This window comes from Myroides odoratimimus (assembly GCF_038039805.1).
Lineage (GTDB): Bacteria > Bacteroidota > Bacteroidia > Flavobacteriales > Flavobacteriaceae > Flavobacterium > Flavobacterium odoratimimum_B.
On the sequence record NZ_JBBPHK010000011.1, the window covers coordinates 73362 to 98602 of the forward strand.

Below are 25241 nucleotides of genomic sequence, written 5' to 3' on the forward strand. Positions count from 1 at the left end.
GGTGGAGTAGGTATCAATTTTATTTTAAAGTTTTCAGAAAAAAGCTGTATCGGTTGAATACAAGGCTTTTATGTGGATAATCAAGATTGTAAGGTAACGATTTGGTAACGGTGCTTATTACTTTGCTTTTCAACGTGTTTCCGTTAGCTCAAGGCAAATATACAAAAATAGAAGGATAGGTTTAATTTTCCTATCCTTTATTTATCACTCCTAAATATTTTTGATTCTTATGAATGCCTCCTAGAATAAAACATTAATTTCCTGATATTCCATTAACAAAAGTGTCTACGAATCCTATGATTTTATTTAGAATACGATCTCCGATTTCCTTAGATTTTAATACACTCGGTCTCCCTTCTTTTCGCAAATCTAAAATTTCTTTTCGCAAAGGTTCACGTTCTGTAAACAAATAATTCTCTATCAGTCTTTCTGTTTTTTCTTCGGAAAGATTTTCTGTCTTGACCAATTCCTGAAGTGCCTTTTCTTGCTCTACAGTCCAGAATTTTTCAAACTCTTCGGGAATGGTATCCGTATCTTCAATATGTGGTAAACTTTCCTGAATAAATTTTTCAATCAATTCTCTTTTACTTCTTAATGAGACTTCGGTGTTCAGTAAATTGAAAATGTCTTTTTCAATACTTTCTTTGTCTTTTGCACTATGTTTCGAATTGAATTTAATCAATAACTGAAGTATGTAAGTTACATTGATGGTATCACGTCTAATCAATTCCAATTCAAAATCTATATCATTGAGAATAGACGCTTTTTTAGACGGGTCAGTAGGATCAAGTCTTTCCTTTAAATCCAAATATTTGCTCGTGTAATCTGCAAAAAGCTGTTCTTCCATCTGTAAATCATCCCAAGTAAATTCTGTATAATGGCTCATTTTTTTGTGCAAACGCATCATGGCACGGAAAGCCAAAATAAATTGTAGCTGATCTTCTTCCGAATATAAACCGTCGACAGATACTACTTGTGGAACGATTTCTAATAATTTCTGCGTGGCTTCGTTGAACTTTTCTACATACGCTTCGTATGGTTCCACTATAATTTCGTCAATTGCTTCTTTATTGCTGAATAAAGCGATGGCTTCGTCTGTTTTGTCTTTAAGGTTTCGGAAACATACAATATTTCCCTGTGTTTTATTCTTATCCAGAATACGATTGGTACGGCTAAATGCTTGTATCAATCCATGATATTTCAAATTCTTATCAACATATAAGGTGTTTAAATATTTACTATCGAACCCTGTCAAAAACATATTGGCAACCAACAAAATATCTGTCTCATTTTGTTTTGACTTCTTTGCTACTGCATTGTAATAGTTGTAAAATCCTTCGGTATCTTTTACGTTCTGTTTCTCTCCAAATAGTTCATTAAAGTCTTGCACATACGTTTCTAATAATTCTCTACGATGTGGCTTGTATCCGTATGCTGCTTGTGGTTCGGCAACCATTCCTAAGTGGGAATAAACAGCATCTTCCATTTCCTCTTCGTTCTGAGCAAAGCTAAAAATAGTCGCTATTTTTAAATCGTGCTGTCCTTCTTGTTTTTTACGCTTGAAAATTTCATAGTATTGAATGACGGAATCAATATCCTGTACACACATCATGGCACAAAACTTCCTGTTTTGCGTTTTCTGATCGTGGTATTGAATGATGTAATCTACAATGGCTTCCTTTCGTTCAGGAGCTTCAAAAACTTCAGTTTCATTGATTTGTTCTACTTTTAAATCAATGATATGTTCTTTCTGTTTGAAAGTCTGAATGTATTCTACAGAAAACTTCAGTACATTCTCATCACGTATGGCATCTGTAATTACATATTTATGCAGACATTTTCCAAACAAGCTTGCAGTTGTTTTTTCTCCATCTGCATTCTCTGCCAAAATAGGTGTACCTGTAAAGCCAAATAATTGAATATTGGTAAAATAATTGACGATGTTTTTGTGGGTATCACCAAATTGCGAACGATGGCACTCGTCAAAGATAAAAACCATCCTTTCGTGCTGAATGGATTTCATTTTTGATAAGTTTCTACCTGAAATTGCATTATTTAGTTTTTGAATGGTGGTAACAATGATGCGAACATTCGGGTCGTTTAATTTACGAATAAGGTCATCCGTATTAGTAGCAGAACTTACCGAGCCCTTACTGAATTTATCATACTCCTGATTGGTTTGATAATCCAAATCTTTTCTATCTACCACAAAAACCACTTTTTTGATAGCTGGAATTTTGGATAGAATCTGACTGGCTTTGAAACTGGTTAAGGTTTTTCCACTTCCAGTTGTATGCCAGATGTAGCCATTTTTTTCGATATTATAGCCATTCAGTATTTCGTTTTCTTTTACCTTTTTGATAATACTCTCTACCGCATAATATTGGTATGGGCGAAGTACCATCAGACGTTTATCGGTTTCATTCAGAACGATATATTTACAGATCATTTTACTGATATGACAAGGTTCTAAAAAAGAATCGGTAAAGCCGTTTAAAATATTATTTAATGGATTATTTTGTTCGTCTGTCCAATGAAAAGTTTGAAGATATTCCTGTTTATGTGTTCCAAAATTGCTAAAATATTTAGTATTTACACCATTGCTAATAATGAATAACTGTACAAAATGAAACAAACCCTTTCCAGCACCAAAGCTATGTTTTTGATAGCGGTTGATTTGGTTGAATGCTTCTTTCATTTCCAAACCTCTTCGTTTCAGCTCGATTTGCACTAAAGGCAATCCATTCACCAGTAAGGTAACATCATAACGGTTTTCATATTTTCCTTCTTGCGTGATTTGATTGGTTACCTGATATTTGTTCTGACACCAATGTTCTACATTGAGAAATTCAAAATACAGATTATCCCCATTATCCCGAATAATATGATGTTTCTTTTCACGCAATACTTTGGCTTTTTCGAACACAGAACCTTTATTGAGTATATTCAATACTTTTTCAAATTCACTATCGCTAAATTGTATATGATTGTGCTTTTCTAATTGTGTTTTCAGGTTTGCCAGTAAAGCTTTTTCATCAGCAATAAAAGCGTATTTATATCCCAATTTCTGTAATTGGTCAACGAGTTGCTCTTCTAGAATTTGTTCGGACTGTTTGCTCAAAATAATTATGAATTAGGAGTTTATCTTATTCTTTTCATCTATGTACAAATTTAACAAAATAAAATGTTCTCCTAATCCATAATCTAAAACTTATCTAAGAGCCTTAAACATCTGCTCAATAGCTTTCTTCTTTTGTTCCATATTAGGATGTACATAAAGATTTAACGTGGTGCTGATGTTGGAATGCCCTAATAGTACACTTACCGTTTTATAATCGCAATTACTTTCAATACATCGGGTTGCGAAACTATGTCTTAACCCGTGAAATTTAAGTTCAGGCATTTTTAATTCTTTCATTAAATTTTTGTAATAGCTTCTATAGGTTCTCGGTTCAGTTGGTTTAGCATCGTTTGTCAATACAAAAAAGGACGGATTCACAATCTTTTTAAATGGTTTCAATATTCTTAATAAATCCTTACTTATCGGAATTTCACGAATAGAATTTTTAGTTTTCGGGGTATCCAGAATCAATTCCGTTCTACGAGTTCCATCCTCTATCACATAAATACGCTGGATAGTTCTGTTAACACTGATAATTCCGTTATCGGTATCAATATCTTCCCAAGTTAAGGCACATACTTCCCCAATACGCATTCCTGCACTTAAACATATATATACACCTAAATTTCTAAATGTAAAATGTTCTTGTATATAGTTCATTATTTTTTTCTGATCAGTCTTGGTTAGCACTTCAATATTATGCTTTTCTCGTTCAGTAGGAAACTGAATATCAAAAGGGGTATACTGTAACCATTTGTTTTTAGCTCCAAATTTCAAAATCATTTTCAGAACAATTAAAATATCCTTAATTGTTTTATGACTTAAACCCGTTTCCAATTTTTGAAAAACAAAGCTTTGAACATCAGCTTCCTCAATCGCAATTTTGTTCCCGAAATTAGGCAGTAGATGATTTTCAATCAATAGCGTATAAGCTGAGAAACTTGATTTTTTTACATACTGTTTTTTGTCTATTTTCCATAGATCGATAACTTCTGAGAGTTGTTTTTGTTCATTCATTATAATTTAATTTTTTAAAATCTCAAAGGAAAGCAATTAAGGACACTTTATCCCCCAGATAGATTTGTGACTAAGGTTCCTAATTTGAGATTTCCTGAATTTACAGAGGAATGGCAGTCAAGTAGATTAGCTGATACATGTGAGATAAACCCTAAAAATGAAGGGTTACCTAGTTCATTTGTCTATATTGATTTAGAAAGTGTTGAAAATGGACGATTATTGAAAGAAGATTTTATTTCAAAATACGGAGCTCCAAGCAGAGCTCAAAGAGTGTTGTCGAAAAATGATGTCCTTTTTCAAATGGTTAGACCGTATCAAAAAAATAATCTATTTTTTGATAAAGAAGGAAAATATGTAGCATCAACAGGATATGCACAGATTAGAACAAAACAAAATTCTCGGTTTATTTTTCAATATTTACATAATCAAAAATTCGTTGATAATGTTATTGAAAGATGTACAGGTACTAGTTATCCTGCTATCAATTCAACAGATTTAGGAAATATTAAAATAGGTTACCCAAGTCTTGAAGAACAAACTAAAATTGCATCATTTCTATCTCTGATAGACGAAAGAATTCAAACCCAAAACAAAATAATTGAACAATTAGAAACCTTAATTAAAGGGCTTTGTCAGAAACTAATTCTAAATCAAGTACCAAATAAGAAAATAAATAATTGTGTTTCTTGCTATTCATCATCATTAACAGAATCTGATGTAATTGATAAAAATGGAATTTACCCAGTTTATGGAGCTACAGGTGTTATTGCATTTACGGAAAATTCTCAAATTAATGAAGATGCGATTTTAATAATAAAAGATGGTTCTGGAGTTGGAAAGGTTCAATACGCATCGGATAAGTTTTCGCTTATTGGTACTTTGAACTATCTAACTGTAAAACCAGATGTTAATTTGAAGTATATTTTTTTCTGTTTAAAATTCTTCAACTTTGAGAAATACAAAGTTGGCTCTGGGATTCCACATATCTATTTCAAAGACTACGGAGAAGCTTTTATATATTGTCCTTCTGTAGAAGAACAAATTAAAATAGAAAGGTTATTATCTTCTATTGATGAAAAAATAAAAACTGAAAAAACTTTACTACAAAAGTATGAGATAAAGAAAAGGCACCTACTACAAAACCTGTTTATATAAACAGGTTTTGTAGTAGGAATTGCTTTTTAGATTGATATTTATCCAAAATATTTTTCTCTGTTTGGAGCTTTTGGTCAATGCTTGATAAAAATCGAGCGATAGTAATTTGTTCTTTTGAACTAGGCAATGAAATTGTTAATTTCATTAATCCAATTTTAGACATATTATATCGAGTACTCCCTTGGGCTAATTTAACTATTTCGTTTCTAAATACGGAACTTCTAAACAGGTAACTTGCAAAAAGCGGATTTAGAACTTGAAGTGAGAAAGGTCTATATCCAAAACAAAAACTATTCAGGTACATTTCATTCACTTCATCTAATAAGACCGAGGACATTCCTATTTCATCAGGAGTTTCAGATGATATGGTAAAAAAAATATCACCATACTTCACACTGTTTTGATTTTCATTTTGTGCAATTTCTACAAGTCCGCATTTTTTTATTTGAACTGTGGCAGAGTCAAAGATCTGTTTGTATTGAATATAAGGTATGCCTTTCCCAAAATCCTCTTTAGTTTTTCCAGATAAACCATTAAAAGTATTGCCCATTTCTCCCAAACTCTTCACTTTCCATTCGTCAGTAAATTCCTTAAATCTAATTTTCTGAGAAAATATCTTTTCACTTAGCCCTTTAATTAGGGATTTTATTTCCTATGTGATTACGCTTCGCAATCAACTATACGAACAAATTCTTAATCAAGAAAATGAATATGTTCAAGTTAAGGATACTTTAAACTATGAACAGCCAACTAAATATTTGGTTACAAATACGGATTATTCATCTGATATTTCGCTAATTCCAGTTCTAACTGCAAATAAAGCTTTTGTATTAGGATATACTGATGAAGAATTTGGTATTTATGACAAAGGTCAATGTATCATTTTCGATGATTTTACAATGGATATAAAGTTTGTTAATTTTCTATTTAAAGTAAAATCTTCAGCAATTAAAATACTGACAGCGAAACCAAATGTTAACCTAAAATTTATATTTGAGTATTTGTCATTTTTAAATCTATCATCAAATGAACACAAACGGCATTATATATCCGAAATTGAGCCTATGGAAATGCAATTACCAAATTATGTTCAACAAACATATGTTGCAGATTTTCTATCAAGTATTGACGATAAAATAAAAACTGAATTTGAAATTCATACGCTATTACTTAAGCAGAAACAATACTTGTTAGCTAGCTTATTTATATAAATAAATTAGCTAACAAGTATCTCTTTTGTTCTTCAAATTTATGCAATAGTTGGCTTTCAATATCAATCTTTGAATCTATAGATGAAAGGTAATCAGCAATCTTTTTTTGCTCTTCAATACAAGGTAAATCAAATTTAATTCTCGCAAAATTGTCATAGAAAAGATAATCTCTTACTCCTCCTTCAACATTTTTTAAAACTTCTCTATTAAAAAAATCTGTCTTTAGATATTGATATAGAAAGTTATCATTTACGATGTTATCTGTTTTAAAACAAACATACAATGAACTGATAATAATATTCTCTAAGTTTTCACTATAGCCAATAGATCCCACATTAATTCTTGCTGGATTATAGGCAAAGGTATTCTTGTCAATTATTTTGTATAATTTAATATCGTAACCTCTATCTTCACTATCAACTCCCTCGAATTGCTCACTTTGCGGAACGAATCCTAATTTGTTATTTATAGAATAAACAGGAAACTTTTCGTTATTTTTATTTCTCCTATTTATAAGAGTTGTAACCTCTCCCAACTTTTTAGTATACCAATCTATATAATTTTCATTGTTTCCATTTTTAAATCTCAATTGACGTAAGAATAATTTCTTACTAATCGTAATCTTTAATAATTTCAACTCCTCAATTATTTTGTTTTGGGTTTGAATTCTTTCGTCAAGTAAATCCAAAAATGAAGAAATTCTATTTTGCTCATTAAGCTTTGGTAGACTTAAAGAAATAGAAGCTAGTTGACTTGAATATAAATGTACTACGGAAATACCTTGTGCTAAATTAGCTATTTCCATTTTCTTTTTACTGTTTAGATAATAAGACAAAAAGATTCCATTATTATTCGTTTTAATAATATTCAAATCACCCCCTAGTGCAATGCCAGATTTCAAGACACAGGAAGCTGTTGCAATATCGATTGTTGTTTCGCCAGAAGCAGGAATTATGACGTCATTCTTTTCACTTAAGACTAAAGTCGATGGATTTACATTAGTCTTGGATTTTATCTCGTTGATAACCTCTCTATAATGCGTATAGAGTTCGCCATATCTTATACATTCAATAATTCCATCTTCTTCTATATCACTTTTAGAAATTCCCTTTCCTTTTGAAAACGTAGCAATCTCCCCCAACTTCTTAGTTTCCCATTCCTCTGTAAATTCAGGAAATCTCAAATTAGGAACGTTACCTACTTTTAATTTTTTATTTATCATCTCGATGATTCAATTTTCGTTAGTAAAAACATTAAGGATGTAAAAAATTAAAAAACAAGTCCCAATTCTTTGAAGTATACATCAATCTCTTTGTCTAGTTCCGCTCGTTTTGCTTCTAAAGATTTAATTTCCTGCATTACGGCTTGGATATCGATTTCTTCTTCGGCTTCAAACGTGTCTACGTAGCGAGGAATGTTGAGGTTATAGTCGTTCTCTTCAACTTCTTTTAAAGTAGCTAAGTGACTGTATTTTTCAATAGTCATTCTGTTACGGTAGGTTTCTATAATCTTATCGATATGTTCTTCCCGCAACATATTTTGGTTCTTTACCTTTTCAAATTCTTTACTGGCATCGATAAATAAGATATGGTCAGGATCTTCTTTACATTTTTTAAATACCAGAATACAAGTCGGTATACTTGTTCCGTAGAAAATATTGGCAGGCAAGCCGATGACTGCATCCAAATAATTTTTCTGTTCAATCAAGTATTTACGGATATGCAGTTCTGCTGCTCCACGGAACAACACACCATGAGGCAGAACAATAGCCATTGTTCCATTCTCTGCCAAATGATAAATCATGTGTTGCACAAACGCAAAGTCGGCTTTACTTGAAGGAGCTAATTTTCCATATTGGCTAAAACGGTCATCATTTAAAAATAATGGATTGGCACTCCATTTCGCTGAGAAAGGAGGATTTGCTACAATCGCTTCAAACGGCATATCGTTCAAATGCTGTGGGTGTTCAAGTGTATCTTCTTGCTTAATATCGAACTGACGATAATGCACTCCATGCAATATCATATTCATTCGAGCAAGATTGTAGGTGGTACGGTTCATCTCTTGTCCGTAGAAATTATTGACATCTTTTACTTCTCTTGCAACCCGTAATAATAATGATCCCGAACCGCAAGTTGGATCATATACTGATTTTAAACGATTTTTTCCAGTTGTAACGATTTTTGCAAGAATCTTAGAAACTTCCTGAGGGGTATAAAACTCCCCCGCTTTTTTTCCTGCACCGCTGGCAAACTGACCAATCAAATACTCATAAGCATCACCTAATACATCTAATTCTGTATCATTCAATTTGAAATCAATTTCATCGAGATGCTTTAGAACTTTTACGATAAGTGTATTTCTAGCATCAGCCGTTCTCCCCAGATTATTACTATTCAAATCCATATCAGAAAATAAGTCCTCAAAGTCTTCTTCACTTTGTGTCCCCATTGTACTGAGCTGGATATTGGTCAGGATTTTTTGTAAATCTTCAAGAATAAAATTGTTATCACCTCTTTTGGTAATTTCGCTAAATAGCTCAGAAGGTTTTAAAAAATACCCTAATGTTTCCAAGGCTTCTTCTCGAATAGCTTCAATATATTCCAAGCCTTTAGGAGTATCTTCTTTAATATCTCTGAATTGGATTTGATCCTCCTCCAAAATGGAATTCGCATAGATTTCCATTTTTTCAGCCAAATATTTATAAAAAATAAATCCCAAAATATAATCTCGGAATTCATCTGCATTCATTTTTCCACGTAACGTATTGGCTATATTCCAGAGCTGTTGCTCTAATATTTTCTTCTGTTCTTCTGACATTGAAATAAGCGTTATTTGATTAGGGATTTTTAATCCTTAAGAATCCACTAAAATAGTAAACTTTTAGCTACTAAACATTATGTAGGCTGTAAAAAAGGTGGTTGTTTGAATAGATAAATTCAGTCTAGAAAATTTTAAAAATTCGTTTATTACAAGTAATACTAAGAGAAGTCGTCTATTTCTTTCATTTTATTCATCTGTTTCCTTATATGTTTTTTATAAATCTTTGTCCATATATTCTTCTAAAGAAGATTTCAGTTGGTCTAAAAATGCGGTTCGGGAGCCGGCACGGTATTTCATTCGGTGGAAAGAATTGTGCAAATCTCCTAATGTAATCTGGAATAATTTTTCTAAAGTCAAACTGATTTTTCGTATTCCTACTTTACCATAGGAAAGAGAGCCATTCGCATAAAGAGCATAAATTAATTCTATCAAGGCATTTTTGCTATCCGTCCAAAGAATACCATCGGATGAAATATCCCTTGCAGAAAGAGAACCTGTTATTTCATCCTCATTAATTTTTTGGAGAATGTAGGTATAGAGTAGTTCGTTGGCTATTATCCGAGCCACTTTGTTATCATAATAGGTTGAAAACAATGGGTCAATTTCAAAGACAAAACTATTCAAGCCGTCGTGGAAATTGATGTTGCCCAACCTAAAGTAAGTTTCATCACGATCGGTTCTTCCTGAGCGATAATATCGGTAAAAGTCCGAATTATAGATGTGTTCCCTGTATTCCTGTTTTAATTCCCTTAATTGTTCTGAAAAATAACTTGTGTACATTTTTCCTCCTTCAACAGGGCAGGCTGTCTGTATGCGAAATATCTTATTGTGGTAAATGAGTTTAGAGAGGATATATGGCTTGATATTGCGAAAAAAATTGATTTCCTCCCAGTGGTTTTTAAAGCCCTGCTTGGTAATATCCTCTCTTATCGACCACAAGTACTCTTTCAGATAAATCGTCATTTGATATGCTTCATCAATTGCATTAGGAGCAGACAACGAAATAGCATTTTCCTTTCGTTGTATCTCTGAGATGATATGATTTAATGAAGATGTCATTTTGTTAGTTTATTTAATTTCCTTCTTTTCCAATCTCATTGGAAAGTCGAGGCATCCGATTAGCCTAAAATTTATGTTTACGATTGTCACATGAATTATACTTCCATATGATTTTATCTGCTTTAATAAAATTAATAAGGAATATTACCTTTTCTTAATCTCAAAACAACGTTTTGAATTTGAGGTAAAAGAAGTAAAACAACAATTACGATAATCACAGCTGTCAGCATCCAATCATAATAATCTCTGGTAGCACGAGCCAATATTTGATGACCTACCATTTGATTAAAATAGCCTGAGGATACTGCTTTTGAAGTATAGATATCGCTACCGGTATTCATATATTGATTTTGAATATCGAGTAAGGTAGTTGGCAATTGAGGGTTGGTTTCCGTAACTGCTTCCCGAATCTTTTCGCGAACTGCTGATTTTGCAAATAATTGAAGTTCGTTATTCAGTGCCAGACTAGCTGTAAACCCTGTAAACCTAGCCAATATACCAACGAGCGATGCATTGATAGCAATTGCTGGCGGTGCTGATGAAGCGGTAAACGAAACAATAGGAACAAATAAGATTCCTGTTGCCACACCATAAATAAACATCGGTAAAATGAAATCCATTGTTTCGCCCTGTACAGAAACAAATAGTATCATATATGCATAATAAATCGCCATAATTCCAAAGCCAACAATAATCATTCTTATCAGGTTATAACCCATCAAAACAAATCTGGAAGTAACGAACATGCTCAGTGTAGTCCCTAAAATTACAGACGTCCATATCGGAATGGTGCTCAATGGGTCATTTCCTAAAATCACTTCAAGATAGCCGTAGGCAAGTCCTGTACTTCCTTTAAAAATATAAAATGTAAAAAGGAGTAATAGACCAATGACAAAATTCTTGGTCTTGAAAATCTGTAAGTTGATTAATGGTCGTTTAAGTTTCAGTTCTCTAATGATGAAAAGTGAAAGAATAATTAGATTGATTACACTAAGCGTAGTGATTAATGAACTACCGAACCATCCCAATTGTCGCCCATAGACAAGGATGTATCCCAAGATTAAGATGAAAGACACGTAAAACAGATAGCCTATCCAATCCACCTGATACAATGGAATCTTTTTGGTAAATCGAGCTTTGCTGTTCATCGTAAGCAATATTGTAATCGTTAGAATGAAGAGTATGACGATAAATCCGTAGAATAGCCAGTTAAAATCAAAAAAATGAATGATTACACTGGTAAAAATAGAATAAAAAGGAACGGCAATCTGTATGCTGCCATACAGTAGACTAAAAGCAATCACACGGGCACGTACAGATTGTAATCTTGGAAAAATGAGTTGTAACACAATTCCTGACATCAATGCACAGGTAATTCCTTGAAAGAACTGGCAAATAACAAACAATGTCCAATCTTTAAAATGAAAACAGAGCACAGAACATATTGCGTTTACAGCAAGGGCAATCAGTAAATATTTCCTAGGTGCAAAATATTTTACGATCCGAAAATCAAGTGCCAGGAAAGCTACAGTAGAGCCATAGATAACGACCATGCCATATTGCACATCGGTAGGTTGTATACCGTAAAAACCCATCGCAGCAACTGGATTACCGTAATAAGCAAAGCTAAACAGACAGGTCATAAGAATGGCAAATATGACAGATCTCGCCACCCATTCAGATAACCAGGATTTGAAAATCGGTATTTTATGTGCTTGCATCATTAATCTTTTAAAACATAAACATTAGCATTCATCCCGGCAGAGAGTTTCCCTAATTTTTCAGGCGTATCGGTCAGTTTAATTCTTACAGGAATCCGTTGGATGATTTTGACAAAATTACCTGTTGCATTATCTGGTGGAAGTAGCGAATAACGTGAACCTGTGGTGGGCGAAAGTGATTCGATAGTACCTTTGAATTTTTCATTCGGAAAAGCATCAACTTCAATAAACACTGCTTGTCCAATCTTAAAGTTGCCAATCTGTGTTTCTTTAAAATTTGCAATCACCCATTTTTCCTCGGCTTTGTTCACCAAAAAAGCCAAAGTTTGCCCAGCTTGTATCAGTTGCCCTTCCTGAATGGTCTTTTTACCAATTTGCCCATCAAAAGGTGCAGTGATAACCGTATATCGAATGTCCAATTCTTGTCTTTGAACAAGTGTCTCTTTAATTTTTATCTCTGCCTGTATAGCATTATGTTGAGCTCTGAAATCATTCAATTTAGATTCTGCTACTTCTAAAGAAGCTTTAGCCTGATCATAATCTGACTGTGCAATGGATAAAGAAGCATTGATGTTGTCGAATTTTTGTTGTGTGGTAGATTCATCCGCCAGTAGATTTTTATAACGGTCAAATTCTTTTTGCTGTTGGTTCAATCTCGCCTTAGCTCCTGCTAATTGTGCTTTTATAACCTCAATACTTTTAAGTTGCGTTTCTTCGCTCGCAGTTAAAATCGGTAATTTAGCGTGTGAGCTCATGAGTTCTGCTGATGCCGCGTCTTTTTTCAGTCCATACTCGTCCAACTCAATGACCACAAGTGTATCACCTTTTTTAACAAACTGATTGTCCTTGTAATATATTTTGCTGATATAGCCACCCACTTTTGCGTTTATCGGTGAGAGATAAGCATCTACCTGTGCGTCATTAGTTTGTTCATAGCGATATCCTTTAAAGAAATAGGTAGCTCCCCAGATAATGATCCCTACGAATAATGCGATACCAAACCATTTGGTTAGGCTTACAATAATTTTATCTGTTTTATTTTTGTTCATAATATTTGTATTAAAGAATTCCTATAATTGCTAATAGTCTGATATGGGTTACTTTTACGTTTGTTTGTGCTGTTGTCAGATTGAATTTTGCTTCCAATAAGGCATTTTCTGCTTCCAAAAGATCGGTCAGTAATGATTCCTGATTTAGGTAGCTACTTCTGATAACACGAACGGTTTCGGCGGTTTTAATAATATTTTGTTCTGCCGTTAGCACACTTTCCAAAGCCTGTTTTTGCTGTAAATAAGCTTCTTTTACCTGAAGAGAGATTTCGTCCTTCTTCATTTCTGCTTTTTCTTTCGCTTGATTGCTGACAACTTGGGCACGAGCAATGGTATGTTTGCTTTTGTACAAATTATCAATAGAATACTGGACTTTAATTCCTGTCTGACCAAATCCCCACAAATCGTTTGAATACGGATAAAAGGAAATCTGTGGATAGTTGTAATTATAGTTAGAGTACAAAGAAACTTTGGGTAATAGCGTAGCTTTCACTTGTTTTACGTTCAGTTCACTCCATTTGATGTCACTACCAGCCATTTTGTATTCTGGGGATTTGTTGAAAGCAATGTCTACATAGTAATTGTAGTCACCGTCTGTGATAGTGTTTAATTCAATTGTATCTTCGTATTTGATTGCTAGCCCCATATCATTTTCACGTCCCATCAGAATATTGAGCCGTTGTTTGGCGATTTCAATCTTTTTCGTAACATCGGAAAGATTAAGTTCCAGTTGAGACAATTTCACGGAGGTTCTCAGTACATCACTCTTTAATACGGTACCGTTTTTATGCAGACTTTCTATCAATCTCAATTGCTTTTTTTCGGCTTCAATCTCTGCATGAAGAAAATCATAGAAATGCAAAAACTTATATAAATCAAAATAAGCAACTGCGACATTATATTTTACACTATGCTTTTGCAGATCCAATTCATATTGTTTTCTTATTTCTTCTTCCTTTTTCATGGCAATGTTTCTTTTGTCTTTACCACCATTGTAAAGATTAAAGTTCAAGTTGTAACCTACTCCGTAACCATAGCCTTTTACAGGCACATCCTGTGGAGAAGAGAATAATCCATTGTCGTAAATCAGAAACTTGGAATTGAGCTTTACGTCTCCACCTACTGAAAGTTCGGGCAACAAACGGTCTTTAGCTTCCAATATTTCTATTTTACTTTGCTGATGATTTAGGTCAGATAGTTTTAGTTGTCGATTATTCATTTCAGCAACTTTCCATATTTCTTCCAAACTTAAGGGTTGGACTTCTTCTGTATGCTGAGCGTAAATAGAGGATGTAAATAACAGCAACAGTGTGCTCAAAATCGAAACTGCTTTATATTGTTTCATTAGTTTTGTTTTTATAAATAATTGGTTTTTTTCTCTTTTCAAAACATTGTTTTATAAGTTTTTTCAACTCATCAAAAGCAAAGCTTAAATCGACCATTGGCATAAAGGGACTGGAATAGGCACAAGCCAGCCAGTAGATATTGGTTTTATCTATTTCTTCATCTGTATGAGGTAATTTATGTTCAGATTTTCGGGCTTGTATTTCAAGCTCAAAATCTTTGTCAGGTTTTATGATTTTATATTTCATAATGATTCAACTACTATTAACACAGCAAAATTATTAAGCACATCAATCTATGTTTTTATATAATTAGCCTAATATTTGCTATATTTGGCCATATGGAAATTCTTAGCCAATTAATACAAATTGTGGATCAAAATCCTGATTCCATCCTCGTGATGCGACAGCAGACGGAACAGCGTTTGCCTGCTCATCAGCACGATAAGGCTCAGTTATTATTGGTTTATGGGGGAATTGCTTACCTACAAACAGACGAAAAGGACTTGTACATTCCAGCTAATCATTATATTTGGATACCAAAAAATTATCCGCACAACCTGATGTTTAATACACAAGATTTGTACATTATCAATATTTACTTTCCAAACAAAAAAGCGGATAGTTTTTATGATGAACTGGGTATTTATCCTGTGAGTAAGCTTCTGGCAGAGATGCTCTCATTTAGCGAGAAATGGCAAGGTGATTATTACAAAGGTTCATGGGAATTTGAGTTTTTATTAATGCTTAAACGAGTATTATCAAAGGAAAATCTCAAAAAATTCTCCATTCAACTTCCTACAACGGACGATCAACGGCTTAATACCATAATCGACAGCTTTAGAAATCGATTAAATGAAAATCTAAGTTTAGATAATATTGCCCAGCAATCGGGAATGAGCGTGAGAAGTTTGACCAGATTATTCCAAACGAAATTGCATATCACTTTTGTTCAATATTTAAAAATGCTTCGTATTATCAGAGCGATGGAACTGATAAAAGATACCGATTTGAATATGACAGAGATAGCCTATGAAATAGGGTATTCGAATATATCTGCGTTTAGTAATAATTTTCATCAACTGACCAATATGAGGCCTACTGAGTTTAAAATGCGTTCTTAATACGTAAAATAGAATTTGTAAATAGTTGATTGTAGTCCTATTATTTTTTTAATCTTTAATCTCTGCTAACACTTTATTAAGCAATTCAGTTAGATTTTTTAAATCATCTTTCGTTAAGGTTTTAGAAGCTTTTTTAGCTACTGTCTCCCTAAAATTCTCAGAATTATCTATAATGAATTTGCCTTTATCCGTTACACTCAAATTGAAAATTCTACGATCGAGTGATGACTGTTGCTGTTTAATGAAATTATGCTCAATCAAAAATTTGAGCTGTTTGGAAATAGCAGGCGGACTTATGTTAAACGCTTTAGCAATCTCCTTTACGATACATTTATCATTGCGGTATATGTATTCGATAATGTTATAGTGAGTTGCTGTTACTCCATTTATATCACTCCTATTCATATTTGCCAAGATGAAGCATTGTAAATCTGTAAACACTTCATAAAATTTCTTTTCAGCTTTGTTCATAGAATGTAAAATAGTTAACTTTATTAATAATTTCCAAAGTTAATTAATATGGCGCATATTAACATCATAAATGCAAGGCAAAATAATCTGAAGAATATTTCTGTACAGATACCTAAGAATAAAATTACTGTTTTTACAGGTGTTTCAGGTTCGGGTAAATCATCTTTAGTATTTGAAACGATAGGAGCTGAAGCACAAAGACAGTTCAATGAAACACAAGGCAGTTTTATCAGAAACCGCCTGCAACATATCGGCGTTCCTGATGTGGATAAAATAGAAAATCTTAATGTCCCTATTATTATCAACCAAAAAAGATTAGGCGGAAATGCAAGGTCAACCGTTGGTACAGCCACTGATGTTTATGCATCTTTGAGATTGCTTTTTTCCCGGATGGGAAAGCCATTTGTGGGATATTCCAATGCTTTTTCATTCAATAACCCTTTGGGAATGTGCAAGGAGTGTGAAGGGCTTGGCATTGTGCAAACTGTCAATATAGATGCACTTATAAATAAAGAAAAGTCCTTGAACGAGGGTGCGATACGATTTCCGACTTTTCAACCTGACGGTTGGCGTTTGACACGATACACATTATCAGGTTATTTTGATAATGATAAAAAACTGAAAGATTATACTACGGAAGAATGGGATATACTTTTGAATGCTACCGAACACAAACCGAAGAACCCCCATAAAGAATGGGGGAAAACGGTAAAATATGAGGGTATAATCCCCCGAATTGAAAAAGCATTCTTAAAAAAGCAATCAAAGGAAATCATCATCAGAAAAGAGGCTTTGAAAAATATTATCATTACCAAACCTTGTCCTGTATGCAACGGGCAAAGATTGAACGACAAGATTTTGTCTTGTAAAATAAACGGTAAAAATATTGCTGACTGTACGGCTCTTTCGATAGATGAACTTTTGGAATTTGTTGGTTCTTTACAATCCAAAACTTTTGATATAATTATTACTGAACTGAAAAAGAAACTTCAAAACATCGTAAACATAGGTTTACAGTATTTGACATTGGACAGAAGAACAGACTCCTTGTCGGGTGGAGAAAGTCAAAGAATAAAAATGGTAAGAAATCTTGGGAACAATCTTACGGATTTACTCTATATTTTTGACGAGCCAAGCATTGGACTTCATCCAAAAGATTTGCAAAATATCGCTACAATTATTAAGCAGATACGTGACAAAGGCAATACGGTATTGATTGTTGAACACGACCCTGATTTAATAAAAATTGCTGATTGGGTTATTGATATGGGATTACAATCAGGGAAGAATGGCGGAGAAATTGTTTATGAGGGCACATTTCAGGGATTGAAAAAATCAAAAGGAAAAACAGGTATGTACTTTGCAAAAGCACCTGAAATCAATAACAGTCCAAGATTTGCAAGAGGATATTTGGAAATCAGGAATGCTAACCTGTATAATCTTAAAAACATCAATGTAAACATTCCCCAAAACGTAATGACAGTAATTACAGGCGTTGCAGGATCGGGTAAGAGTACACTGATTAACAAAGTGTTGCCCAAATTTTATCCTGAAAGTACCATTATTGACCAATCTTTGTTTGCTACAGGCATACGCTCCAATCTGTTGACTTATCTGAACTTATCTGATGACGTAAGAAAACGGTTTTCAAAGGTGAATAATGTATCCGATAAACTGTTTAGCAGAAATAGCGAGGGAGCTTGTGAAAACTGTAGAGGTATCGGTATGGAAAAAATTGATTTGGCATTTATGGATGATATTGAACAACCTTGCGAAGTCTGTGGTGGTTCGGGTTTTAAGCCAAAGGTTCTGAAATATCATTACAACAATAAAAATATTGTTGAGATAATGGATATGACCGTAGAAGAAGCCTTTGATTTTTTCCCTGACAAACTCTATCGTCAATCTTTTGATATGTTACTTAAATTAGGTTTAGGGTATCTTACTTTGGGGCAAAGATTAGACAGTTTTTCGGGTGGGGAAAGACAACGCTTAAAACTGACCAAAGAATTGAAAAATTCCAATAAAATAATTGTTCTCGATGAACCAAGCACGGGCTTACATCCAAGCGATACTGAAAAACTATTACACTTTATAAATGGGCTTGTTGACAACAATAATACTTTAATCGTTATAGAGCATAATCTTGACGTAATTGCTCAAGCCGATTGGGTTATAGATATTGGGCTTGGAGCCGGTAAATACGGTGGAAATATTGTATTTACAGGAACGGTTTCTAATTTGTTGAAAGACAATGTTTCGGTAACGGCAGAATGTTTACGGCAACATCTGTGTAAGGTGGAATAGTCGCTTCACAACTTCCTTCGTTTCTTTTTCTTCTTCATTCGATTGGCAAACTGTTCTTCCTCGTAATCCTCGCCCTGTGCATCGGGCAACAGGCTGAACAATCCCCAATCGAAATTAGACGAATGTTTCTGTGGACTAAACTCAAAAAGGTCTTTCGTTGGCAAATCGTCCGATGTGTTTGTTTTGGAAACAAGGCTGTCCTGTATTTTTAGTTCGGGTTTGTTGCCGTTGTGCCACCATTCGTTAAATACATTTGCCGACAGGTTTCTGTCCAACTGTGAAGCGTTCCAAACGTTTCTACTTTCGTGGTCGATAAAAGTCATTCCATAAATTCGCCCGCTTTCGTTCCTGCGGACAACCGTATTAATACCTTGCTCTACAAGTTGCTTTTTAAACTCCGTTTCGCTGTTTGTGGTATGTATCGCTAATTCAATGGTATTCTTTAGGACAGACCTTACAGGATTGGTTTTCATTTTTTCTTTGGACTGCCCAAAATGTTTTTGAAGCTGTATTACTCCTGCATCTTTTCCAAAAAGTGATGCTTTGAACGGATTACTTACCTTGTATCCGTTCCCATCTAATACCATGTAAACCAATCCGTTTACAGGCTGTCCGTTCCGCTCTCCTTTGACTTCTTCTGCTGTGATGTTGAATAGAGAAAGCAAAGCATTGTAACTACCCATAGTAGAATAGCTATAATACTTTGGTAGATGACGTACTACCGAAGCAATCTGACTTTTGATGTCGCCATTTTCATGATTTACAGGCTTAAAAACTTTGTTGGCTTGTTTATGCTCCTGCTCGGTGGCTTTTTTTAGGTTATATTTGATTTCCAAATCCCGACAAATAGCCATTGAACGTGGGTGATCGTAATCATCGGGGATTTTCTTACCGTCAATTCCCACACAGGTCGAAACGATATGGATATGTGTACGGTCTATATCCGTATGCTTGAAAACAATATACGGCTGATTGCCGTAGCCCATACGTTCCATATACTCTTGTGCCATTTGGGTAAACTGTTCATCGCTTACCGTGTCTTTCGGATCGGGGTTCAATGAAATGTGCCGTACCGTTTTTTCCGTTTTGATATTGGCTGACAAATACGGTTCAAAACATTTGTTGAAATATTGGGTAGAATACCTGCCGTTCATTGTATCTGGTATCTTATTTAGCAATAGAACAGCTCCGTTTTCATTATCCACTTTTTGTTGATTGTATAAAATCGCTCCGTACATATTGCTTCCTTTTCCAATTTTTGCAATCATAACTTTACTCTTTTTTCAAATACTTCTCTTCAAATTCCTTTGTCAAACGGATAACCTCTTTAGTAACTTGTACCAATTCTATGGTTTCCTTTTCCAATCTAAAAAGATATGTTCCTGCTTTTTTCTCGGAAAAATTGCGGTATAATATCTTCACAATCTGATTGTAATTTGTTCCGATTGCTCGGAACTGGCTAAAAAATCGGGTCAACTTTTCGTGATATTCTATTGCATCCATATCAATCTTTACGGTCTTTACGGTCTTTTGAAAGATGCAGGCGGTAATAAAATGGGCGATTACTTTCATATCTGATTGGTCAAAGAGGGCAATAAATTTAGCATTATCCTCATCATTCAGGTTAAAGGAATAACGATGTACCGCAGGGTCAATCTTCGGTTTTCTCCCTGTCTTTTTAATCTGTTTTCTGTCTTTCTCTTCCATAACAAATCCATTTTAATTTTTAAACAAACGGGCGACTTCGGAGCCGTTTCCAGCCCCCTGCAAGGGCAAGTGCTTTTGAGGTGCCGAAATTCATTTCGAGGACCTCAAGAGATAACTTGCTCTGAACACGGGTTCAGAAAATCCGTTTTGCAAACGGATTGGAGTTAGTAGGGAAAATCCATCGCTTCCGATTACAAAGTTCGATAAGACTATTTGAATAACAGCTACTTACAATTACGCCAAATAAAGCCAATGAACGCCAAATAGTACCACCTCTATACACATTGGGACTGCCTTTATTTCCTTTGTATATGGTTAGCTGGTTGATTGGTTATATCCTTAATTAAGTAAATGAATAGAAAAAAAACCGACAGCAAATCTGCCTGATTGAATGCAGGCTAATTACAAATTTTTGAGTTAATGAACTAGCCAATTAAGGGTATGCAAGTGCTTAGGTAGATAGGTAGTTATATAGATACAACTGTATATACAGCTGATTGCTTAGTTAACCAAACAGCTAATTGGATATAATATTAAAAATAAGAGATATGATACACGAAGAAAACAAAAATCAGCAACCCGAAAAAGAGGACTTTTCTATTGAAAATTTCCTAACTGATGAAAAGAAACAACCTTTGACGGAACAACAGGCAGCAATACATCGGATAGATTTTGCCAAACCCGAAGTAGACGAGGAAGCACTGATGAACATAATTGCAAGGGAAGAACCCAAGGAAATAGCAACAGAAACGGAACAAACCAAACCGTCAGCGAAGACCACGAAAAAAAGTACCTCCAAGCCAAAGAAGCTGACCAAAGAGGACTACTGCGGACAGTTTTTCAAAATCCCGACCACAACGGCAAGCAAAGGAAAATCTGTCTATGTTCGGCAGGAACACCACGATAGGTTTAACAGGCTTACAAGCATTATGGGAATTGATAAACTGACGATTTATGCGTATTTAGATAACATTATCGAATACCATTTTCAGGAGTTCGGGGAATTGATTAGCGAAATCTACAACGATAAGCACAAACCGTTGTTTTGATAGTGGTTCGGTGTCGGGCGTGGTGCGTAGCTCCCCTTAAAATTATTTTCCAAAACAAAAAAACAGAAAAAAAAGAAAGCCATTCTAACAAGGTGGACAGGCGGAAAGACCAAAAGGAAACGGAATAAGTCCCGAAGGGTGGCAGGGCAAACGCAATAACTCGGCGAAGCCACCATATTTGCCCTGCCATTATGCCGTAAGCTTTTGGTGGGGTGGTGCGGTGGCTGTACGCCTTATCTTTGCTACCTTTTGTTCTTTTTTTAATCCCATTCCAATAAATGAAAGGTTACTAAAAACACGTATGGGATAAGTATTGGGTGTTTTTGGTATGCTTTCCCTTATCCGTACAAAACTTTTTAAATGTGAAGGGGCTTTGCGAGGAAAATTTAAAGTGTTTTGAGGATTGCTTTCCATTTATATTGTGCCAACACAAGCCAAATACTGCCACATAATGCCAAAGCAAGACAACACATTTACCTGTGTTCTATATTGGGAAAAATTTTGAACCTATGGCACAAAAAGCAACAACCGACAAGGAGCAGAAAGAGAAAGAACAAATCAGGAAAAAAGAGAGTAGCCCCCTGATACAGGTTGACAAACAAGGCGACCCGATTTCCAATTTTATCGCCAATTTCAAACGCCAGTTCAGGGAAGCAAAAGGTTTACTAAATTGGGGCAAGCTGTTCGGGAGCAAACGTACTGAACCGCCAAAACTACCTGCCCAGCCCGAAAGCATAATTGGTGCAACAAAAACGGTTATCCGTTCAGATTACAAAAACGCTGACGACAATCAAGCCATACAAATCAATAAAAAGCCTGCTTTGAGAATGGGCAATACGGTCAAAACGCAACAGGCTCGCCCGAAAAACAACAAACCAAAGTTAGGATTGTAGTACAGTATTCGGCATCTGCACGCCAAATGCTACCTCTGAAAGCAACATTGGAAATTACTTTATAAGTAGCTTTTATTTTTGAGGTTTAAATGATGCAGATATGGAAATAACGGTTTTAGACATTCAGATTTTGAAAGCATTGCACAGGGAAGTAAAGGAAGTTTCTTTATTGATTAAGGAAATAACTGCACCCTACAAAGCATTGCAACAGGCAACGAAATGGCTCGACCAGCAGGAAGCCTGTCAACTGCTAAATATCAGTAAAAGAACTTTACAGACGTACAGGGCAAAAGGTATTCTTGGAGCAACGCAAATCAATCGGAAAACGTATTTCAGATTGTCCGAAGTGGAATTACTGATGCAGGGAGAGCGACCATTAAAAAAGCAAAAGAAATGAAACAGATTGGAGATTCAAACGAAGATATGCTTGCTCTGCTCGAAGCTGTGGTAGGCATCAAAAATGAACTGTTGTATATCAGGGAATATTTCCACCCTTTATTGAAAGGGGAAATCTACCTGTCAGGTGAACAGGTTTGTCAAATGTTACACATAAGCAAACGGACGTTGCAGCAATACAGAGATGACGGGCTGATACCGTTTATCAAACTCGAACGGAAAATCCTTTTCCGTGAAAGTGATATTATAAAAGTATTGGAAGATAACTACCAGCGTTAGCTGATTGTGTGAAACTGTAATCGTATCGGTAAAAAAACAGCCCACTGCTTTAAGAAGTGGGCTGTAATATTTATGATTGAGGTGCTTCTGATTCAGCAAGAACTTCGACTCCAATGCTTAAAAGTAAAGCTTCATATTGTTCACAGTCTTTTTCTTTGATTTTATCTAAAATGAATGTTGCCGTTTTTTTCATTTCAGGTATATCAATGGGGGTCATACCTTTTTCAAACAATGCTTCTAAATGTGAAAATTCATTATTTATTCTGTCTGTTAAGCTTGAAGCTTGTCTATTCCCTCCAAAAAATCTTATTAGTTTATCGTCTTTTTCGACTGCGTTTGGATACTTGTAATAAAGAAACGCTTCTAAAAACTTTCGTGTATTGTTTCCGAAGTTGTAAAATAAGTTATGTTGGATTTCATCATCAGCATTGGCTGTTGAACACAAATAAATTTGATGAAACAAAAAATTAAATTCAGTTACATAATCCTTTAAATAACGTGGCATTATTTTGATTTTACTGCTTTCTTTTTCTCGTGTAATCAAGAAGTATGCACTCTGATTTTTGTTTAAAGCACTCGGCAAACGTTTCAAGTATTTTAGAAAATCAAGGTTGTGTGTAGAAATGAATATTTGTTCAAACTCTTGTTTGGCAATAATTTCAGCATTAATAAGAGAATAAACGAAAAAAATGTGATTACTATCTAAACTTGAAATTGGATCATCAATCCAGATGATTGGTTTGCTTCCTTTGGTGTCAACATCTTCAAGTTTTGCCATGAAGTAACAAAATGCAATCAAACTACATTCACCTTCGCTTAGGTGGTGTGCTTTCTTTCCGCTTCTTACTATTTCAAATCGTATTTTTTTACCGCCTAAAACATCTGCATCTTCTAAGGCTTGTAATGTTAGAAAATCATGTCCGAAGAAATTGTTTAGATATTCATTTACTTTCAACGCTCCTTTTTCTTCATCTTTCATCAGGCGTTCTTTATCTTCAATCTGGGTAATCTGTTGTCTAATTTTCTCTTCTACAGCTTGCTTGCCCTGCCTTTCGTTTTCGGAAGTTTCTTTCAATGTCTGTATTCTTGCGGTTGCATTCGAATATTGAATTGTTGTTACAAAATCGAAGACTTCACGTAATCTCAAAAGTTTTTTTGCTTCTGTTTGTTCGCTGCCCAAGGAATTACTATAACCGTTTGCTTCATTTTTATATTTTTCAAAAATTTCCCAACACCATTGAATTCTCTTACTATTATCAATAATATCAATATATTCTTTAGTATTTAAAAGGTCATCTTTTCGTTCTTTAAGGCTTGTAATAATGCGATTTAATTCTATTTTGATTTTATCAACGATGTTTTGTCTTAGTGAAATTAATCTATCTAAATCCGAATGAAATTTTGAATAAAAAGCACTTTTGTCGATTTGAAGTTGTGAATCAACATCGCGAATTGAATTTTCAACTTGAGAAATTAACACATTGATTTCTATTTCTAATTTCTCAGATTCTTCGTCAAAATGGCTGTCCAGTTCGTTCCAACGATTCTCTGAGATATCATTGCCACAAAAAGCACATTGTTCAAGTTTATCTTTGTGTATTTGTCGTCCATCTTTAACCCAACGATTAAGAATAGCATCTTTCAAAAGTTGCTCAATTTTGTTAGAACTGCTGATTGATTTCGTAACCAGTTCTTTCGCCTTTGTATTAAGCGTGTTTAAATTTAAATTTGGTTTTACAATTGTGGGAATATCTGCATTTGTTCTTTCATTCAGTAAATCTTGTTTTTCTGTTATTTCGGTATCTGTTAATGGTAGAAACGAAGTTTCTAAAACAGTGGAAATATCATTTTGAAGTTTATTGATGTTATAATTTTGGTCACCAAACTTTTCAGATTTGTATTTTATTCCATTAGGGTTATTAGTTGCTTTATGGCTCAGTTGTTGGCTCAAACTACTGTTCTCTGTTTGATATGCTTGTAATGCTGTGTTTGCAATTGTTGTAGCATTTTTAAGTTCAAGATAAAATCCAGTTTCGTTTGCTTCTTCGTTGCTCCCTAAATCATTTTTTAATGTTTGTATTTCTTCTTCAATCGTAGCATTACCTCCAATTATTGCAAATGGGGTAATACTTTCATCCGAATTCACAATGAAACGAAGGTTCTCTTTTACAAAATCTTCATTAAACACTCTGATTTTCTTTCCATGTGCCGTTAGATTATTTGGAGTGGTGTCCGTAATGTCTTGAATACTAACTTCAAATTGTGGATTTTCGTATTTATCAGAAATGTTGCCTATTTCTAATGCTCTTACTATTCTAGAAAGAGTTGTTTTACCAGAATAGTTACGTCCGTATAAAATGTTGATGGGTTTAAATAAAACTATATTATTTCCATCATCGCGAATAGCTGTGTCCCAATTGAAATTTTTGAAAACAGCAAGGTTATTGATTGATTTGAACTTCGTAATCATTATAGCATTATCTGAATTTATGATTTAAGTATTATAATGGATAAAC

22 protein-coding genes are annotated in these 25241 nt (G+C 34.3%); 8 read left to right on the forward strand and 14 right to left on the reverse strand.

Annotated features, from left to right (window positions below; genetic code table 11):
- Positions 1 to 253: 253 nt before the first annotated feature.
- Both AABL85_RS09955 and AABL85_RS09960 read right to left on the reverse strand, forming a co-directional pair.
- Positions 254 to 3121 (reverse strand): type I restriction endonuclease subunit R, encoded by a 2868-nt coding sequence (locus tag AABL85_RS09955; RefSeq protein WP_341309978.1) that lies wholly within the window; start codon positions 3119 to 3121, stop codon positions 254 to 256.
- Positions 3122 to 3211: 90 nt separating this feature from the next.
- Positions 3212 to 4138 (reverse strand): tyrosine-type recombinase/integrase, encoded by a 927-nt coding sequence (locus AABL85_RS09960; RefSeq protein WP_341309979.1) that lies wholly within the window; start codon positions 4136 to 4138, stop codon positions 3212 to 3214.
- An 84-nt stretch (positions 4139 to 4222) separates the two neighbouring features.
- Between AABL85_RS09960 and AABL85_RS09965 the strand changes: the two genes are divergently transcribed.
- Positions 4223 to 5293, forward strand: a complete 1071-nt coding sequence (locus tag AABL85_RS09965) for a restriction endonuclease subunit S (protein ID WP_341309980.1) — start codon at positions 4223 to 4225, stop codon at positions 5291 to 5293.
- On the opposite strand, the gene AABL85_RS09970 is transcribed toward AABL85_RS09965, so the two are convergent.
- On the reverse strand, positions 5286 to 5861 hold the full coding sequence (locus AABL85_RS09970) for a restriction endonuclease subunit S (protein ID WP_341309981.1): 576 nt from the start codon (positions 5859 to 5861) through the stop codon (positions 5286 to 5288). The genes AABL85_RS09965 and AABL85_RS09970 overlap by 8 nt on opposite strands.
- Before the next feature lie 88 nt (positions 5862 to 5949).
- Between AABL85_RS09970 and AABL85_RS09975 the strand changes: the two genes are divergently transcribed.
- A complete protein-coding gene (locus AABL85_RS09975; RefSeq protein WP_341309982.1) occupies positions 5950 to 6504 on the forward strand; it encodes a hypothetical protein in 555 nt (184 codons plus the stop codon).
- Here AABL85_RS09975 and AABL85_RS09980 read toward each other — a convergent pair.
- From AABL85_RS09980 to AABL85_RS10010, 7 genes are all read right to left on the reverse strand, one after another.
- Positions 6497 to 7726: a restriction endonuclease subunit S gene (locus tag AABL85_RS09980; RefSeq protein ID WP_341309983.1), complete on the reverse strand. Its 1230-nt coding sequence runs from the start codon at positions 7724 to 7726 to the stop codon at positions 6497 to 6499. The two genes, AABL85_RS09975 and AABL85_RS09980, sit on opposite strands and share 8 nt — an antisense overlap.
- A gap of 47 nt (positions 7727 to 7773) precedes the next feature.
- On the reverse strand, positions 7774 to 9324 hold the full coding sequence (locus AABL85_RS09985) for a type I restriction-modification system subunit M (protein WP_341309984.1): 1551 nt from the start codon (positions 9322 to 9324) through the stop codon (positions 7774 to 7776).
- A gap of 216 nt (positions 9325 to 9540) precedes the next feature.
- Positions 9541 to 10386, reverse strand: a complete 846-nt coding sequence (locus tag AABL85_RS09990) for an RteC domain-containing protein (RefSeq protein ID WP_341309985.1) — start codon at positions 10384 to 10386, stop codon at positions 9541 to 9543.
- A gap of 131 nt (positions 10387 to 10517) precedes the next feature.
- Positions 10518 to 12110, reverse strand: coding sequence for an MFS transporter (locus AABL85_RS09995; protein WP_341309986.1), 1593 nt, complete (start codon positions 12108 to 12110; stop codon positions 10518 to 10520).
- Positions 12110 to 13156, reverse strand: coding sequence for an HlyD family secretion protein (locus AABL85_RS10000; protein ID WP_341309987.1), 1047 nt, complete (start codon positions 13154 to 13156; stop codon positions 12110 to 12112). The genes AABL85_RS09995 and AABL85_RS10000 overlap by 1 nt, the downstream gene beginning before the upstream one ends.
- 10 nt (positions 13157 to 13166) lie before the next feature.
- Positions 13167 to 14501, reverse strand: a complete 1335-nt coding sequence (locus tag AABL85_RS10005; protein ID WP_341309988.1) for a TolC family protein — start codon at positions 14499 to 14501, stop codon at positions 13167 to 13169.
- On the reverse strand, positions 14488 to 14748 hold the full coding sequence (locus AABL85_RS10010) for a hypothetical protein (RefSeq protein ID WP_341309989.1): 261 nt from the start codon (positions 14746 to 14748) through the stop codon (positions 14488 to 14490). Before AABL85_RS10010 ends, AABL85_RS10005 begins: the two co-directional genes overlap by 14 nt.
- Positions 14749 to 14840: 92 nt before the next feature.
- On the opposite strand from AABL85_RS10010, the gene AABL85_RS10015 reads away from it, so the two are divergent.
- Complete coding sequence (locus AABL85_RS10015) at positions 14841 to 15623, forward strand: AraC family transcriptional regulator (protein WP_069213951.1); 783 nt, start codon at positions 14841 to 14843, stop codon at positions 15621 to 15623.
- A 48-nt stretch (positions 15624 to 15671) separates the two neighbouring features.
- On the opposite strand, the gene AABL85_RS10020 is transcribed toward AABL85_RS10015, so the two are convergent.
- Positions 15672 to 16094: a MarR family winged helix-turn-helix transcriptional regulator gene (locus tag AABL85_RS10020; protein ID WP_069213952.1), complete on the reverse strand. Its 423-nt coding sequence runs from the start codon at positions 16092 to 16094 to the stop codon at positions 15672 to 15674.
- A gap of 48 nt (positions 16095 to 16142) precedes the next feature.
- Here AABL85_RS10020 and AABL85_RS10025 point away from each other — a divergent pair, with 48 nt between their 5' ends.
- Positions 16143 to 18401, forward strand: a complete 2259-nt coding sequence (locus AABL85_RS10025; RefSeq protein WP_341309990.1) for an excinuclease ABC subunit UvrA — start codon at positions 16143 to 16145, stop codon at positions 18399 to 18401.
- Between the two features lie 5 nt (positions 18402 to 18406).
- On the opposite strand, the gene mobB is transcribed toward AABL85_RS10025, so the two are convergent.
- Both mobB and mobA read right to left on the reverse strand, forming a co-directional pair.
- Positions 18407 to 19669 (reverse strand): conjugal transfer protein MobB, encoded by a 1263-nt coding sequence (gene mobB, locus AABL85_RS10030; RefSeq protein WP_341309991.1) that lies wholly within the window; start codon positions 19667 to 19669, stop codon positions 18407 to 18409.
- Between the two features lie 4 nt (positions 19670 to 19673).
- On the reverse strand, positions 19674 to 20108 hold the full coding sequence (gene mobA / locus AABL85_RS10035; RefSeq protein ID WP_341309992.1) for a conjugal transfer protein MobA: 435 nt from the start codon (positions 20106 to 20108) through the stop codon (positions 19674 to 19676).
- A 548-nt stretch (positions 20109 to 20656) separates the two neighbouring features.
- Here mobA and AABL85_RS10040 point away from each other — a divergent pair.
- The 4 genes from AABL85_RS10040 (at position 20657) to AABL85_RS10055 (ending at position 22725) form a co-directional block, all read left to right on the forward strand.
- Complete coding sequence (locus AABL85_RS10040; protein ID WP_341309993.1) at positions 20657 to 21157, forward strand: DUF3408 domain-containing protein; 501 nt, start codon at positions 20657 to 20659, stop codon at positions 21155 to 21157.
- A 509-nt stretch (positions 21158 to 21666) separates the two neighbouring features.
- The gene (locus AABL85_RS10045; RefSeq protein WP_069213958.1) at positions 21667 to 22050 is read left to right on the forward strand and encodes a hypothetical protein; all 384 of its coding nucleotides are present in this window, start codon (positions 21667 to 21669) and stop codon (positions 22048 to 22050) included.
- Positions 22051 to 22150: 100 nt separating this feature from the next.
- Complete coding sequence (locus AABL85_RS10050; RefSeq protein ID WP_094772800.1) at positions 22151 to 22447, forward strand: helix-turn-helix domain-containing protein; 297 nt, start codon at positions 22151 to 22153, stop codon at positions 22445 to 22447.
- Entirely contained in the window at positions 22444 to 22725 is a 282-nt protein-coding gene (locus tag AABL85_RS10055; RefSeq protein ID WP_125203391.1) for a helix-turn-helix domain-containing protein, read from the forward strand. Before AABL85_RS10050 ends, AABL85_RS10055 begins: the two co-directional genes overlap by 4 nt.
- 70 nt (positions 22726 to 22795) lie before the next feature.
- Here AABL85_RS10055 and AABL85_RS10060 read toward each other — a convergent pair whose 3' ends face one another.
- Positions 22796 to 25195 carry an AAA family ATPase gene (locus AABL85_RS10060; RefSeq protein ID WP_069213961.1) on the reverse strand — a complete coding sequence of 800 codons (2400 nt, stop codon included), beginning with the start codon at positions 25193 to 25195 and terminating at the stop codon, positions 22796 to 22798.
- Between the last annotated feature and the right edge of the window lie 46 nt (positions 25196 to 25241).

Coding starts and splice junctions, on each gene's coding strand:
- AABL85_RS09960 (WP_341309979.1), bottom strand. CDS start 4,138: ATGAATGAACAAAAACAACTCTCAGAAGTTATCGATCTATGGAAAATA.
- AABL85_RS09980 (WP_341309983.1), bottom strand. CDS start 7,726: ATGATAAATAAAAAATTAAAAGTAGGTAACGTTCCTAATTTGAGATTT.
- AABL85_RS09985 (WP_341309984.1), bottom strand. CDS start 9,324: ATGTCAGAAGAACAGAAGAAAATATTAGAGCAACAGCTCTGGAATATA.
- AABL85_RS09990 (WP_341309985.1), bottom strand. CDS start 10,386: ATGACATCTTCATTAAATCATATCATCTCAGAGATACAACGAAAGGAA.
- AABL85_RS09995 (WP_341309986.1), bottom strand. CDS start 12,110: ATGATGCAAGCACATAAAATACCGATTTTCAAATCCTGGTTATCTGAA.
- AABL85_RS10000 (WP_341309987.1), bottom strand. CDS start 13,156: ATGAACAAAAATAAAACAGATAAAATTATTGTAAGCCTAACCAAATGG.
- AABL85_RS10005 (WP_341309988.1), bottom strand. CDS start 14,501: ATGAAACAATATAAAGCAGTTTCGATTTTGAGCACACTGTTGCTGTTA.
- AABL85_RS10010 (WP_341309989.1), bottom strand. CDS start 14,748: ATGAAATATAAAATCATAAAACCTGACAAAGATTTTGAGCTTGAAATA.
- AABL85_RS10015 (WP_069213951.1), top strand. CDS start 14,841: ATGGAAATTCTTAGCCAATTAATACAAATTGTGGATCAAAATCCTGAT.
- AABL85_RS10020 (WP_069213952.1), bottom strand. CDS start 16,094: ATGAACAAAGCTGAAAAGAAATTTTATGAAGTGTTTACAGATTTACAA.
- AABL85_RS10025 (WP_341309990.1), top strand. CDS start 16,143: ATGGCGCATATTAACATCATAAATGCAAGGCAAAATAATCTGAAGAAT.
- mobB (WP_341309991.1), bottom strand. CDS start 19,669: ATGATTGCAAAAATTGGAAAAGGAAGCAATATGTACGGAGCGATTTTA.
- mobA (WP_341309992.1), bottom strand. CDS start 20,108: ATGGAAGAGAAAGACAGAAAACAGATTAAAAAGACAGGGAGAAAACCG.
- AABL85_RS10040 (WP_341309993.1), top strand. CDS start 20,657: ATGATACACGAAGAAAACAAAAATCAGCAACCCGAAAAAGAGGACTTT.
- AABL85_RS10045 (WP_069213958.1), top strand. CDS start 21,667: ATGGCACAAAAAGCAACAACCGACAAGGAGCAGAAAGAGAAAGAACAA.
- AABL85_RS10050 (WP_094772800.1), top strand. CDS start 22,151: ATGGAAATAACGGTTTTAGACATTCAGATTTTGAAAGCATTGCACAGG.
- AABL85_RS10055 (WP_125203391.1), top strand. CDS start 22,444: ATGAAACAGATTGGAGATTCAAACGAAGATATGCTTGCTCTGCTCGAA.
- AABL85_RS10060 (WP_069213961.1), bottom strand. CDS start 25,195: ATGATTACGAAGTTCAAATCAATCAATAACCTTGCTGTTTTCAAAAAT.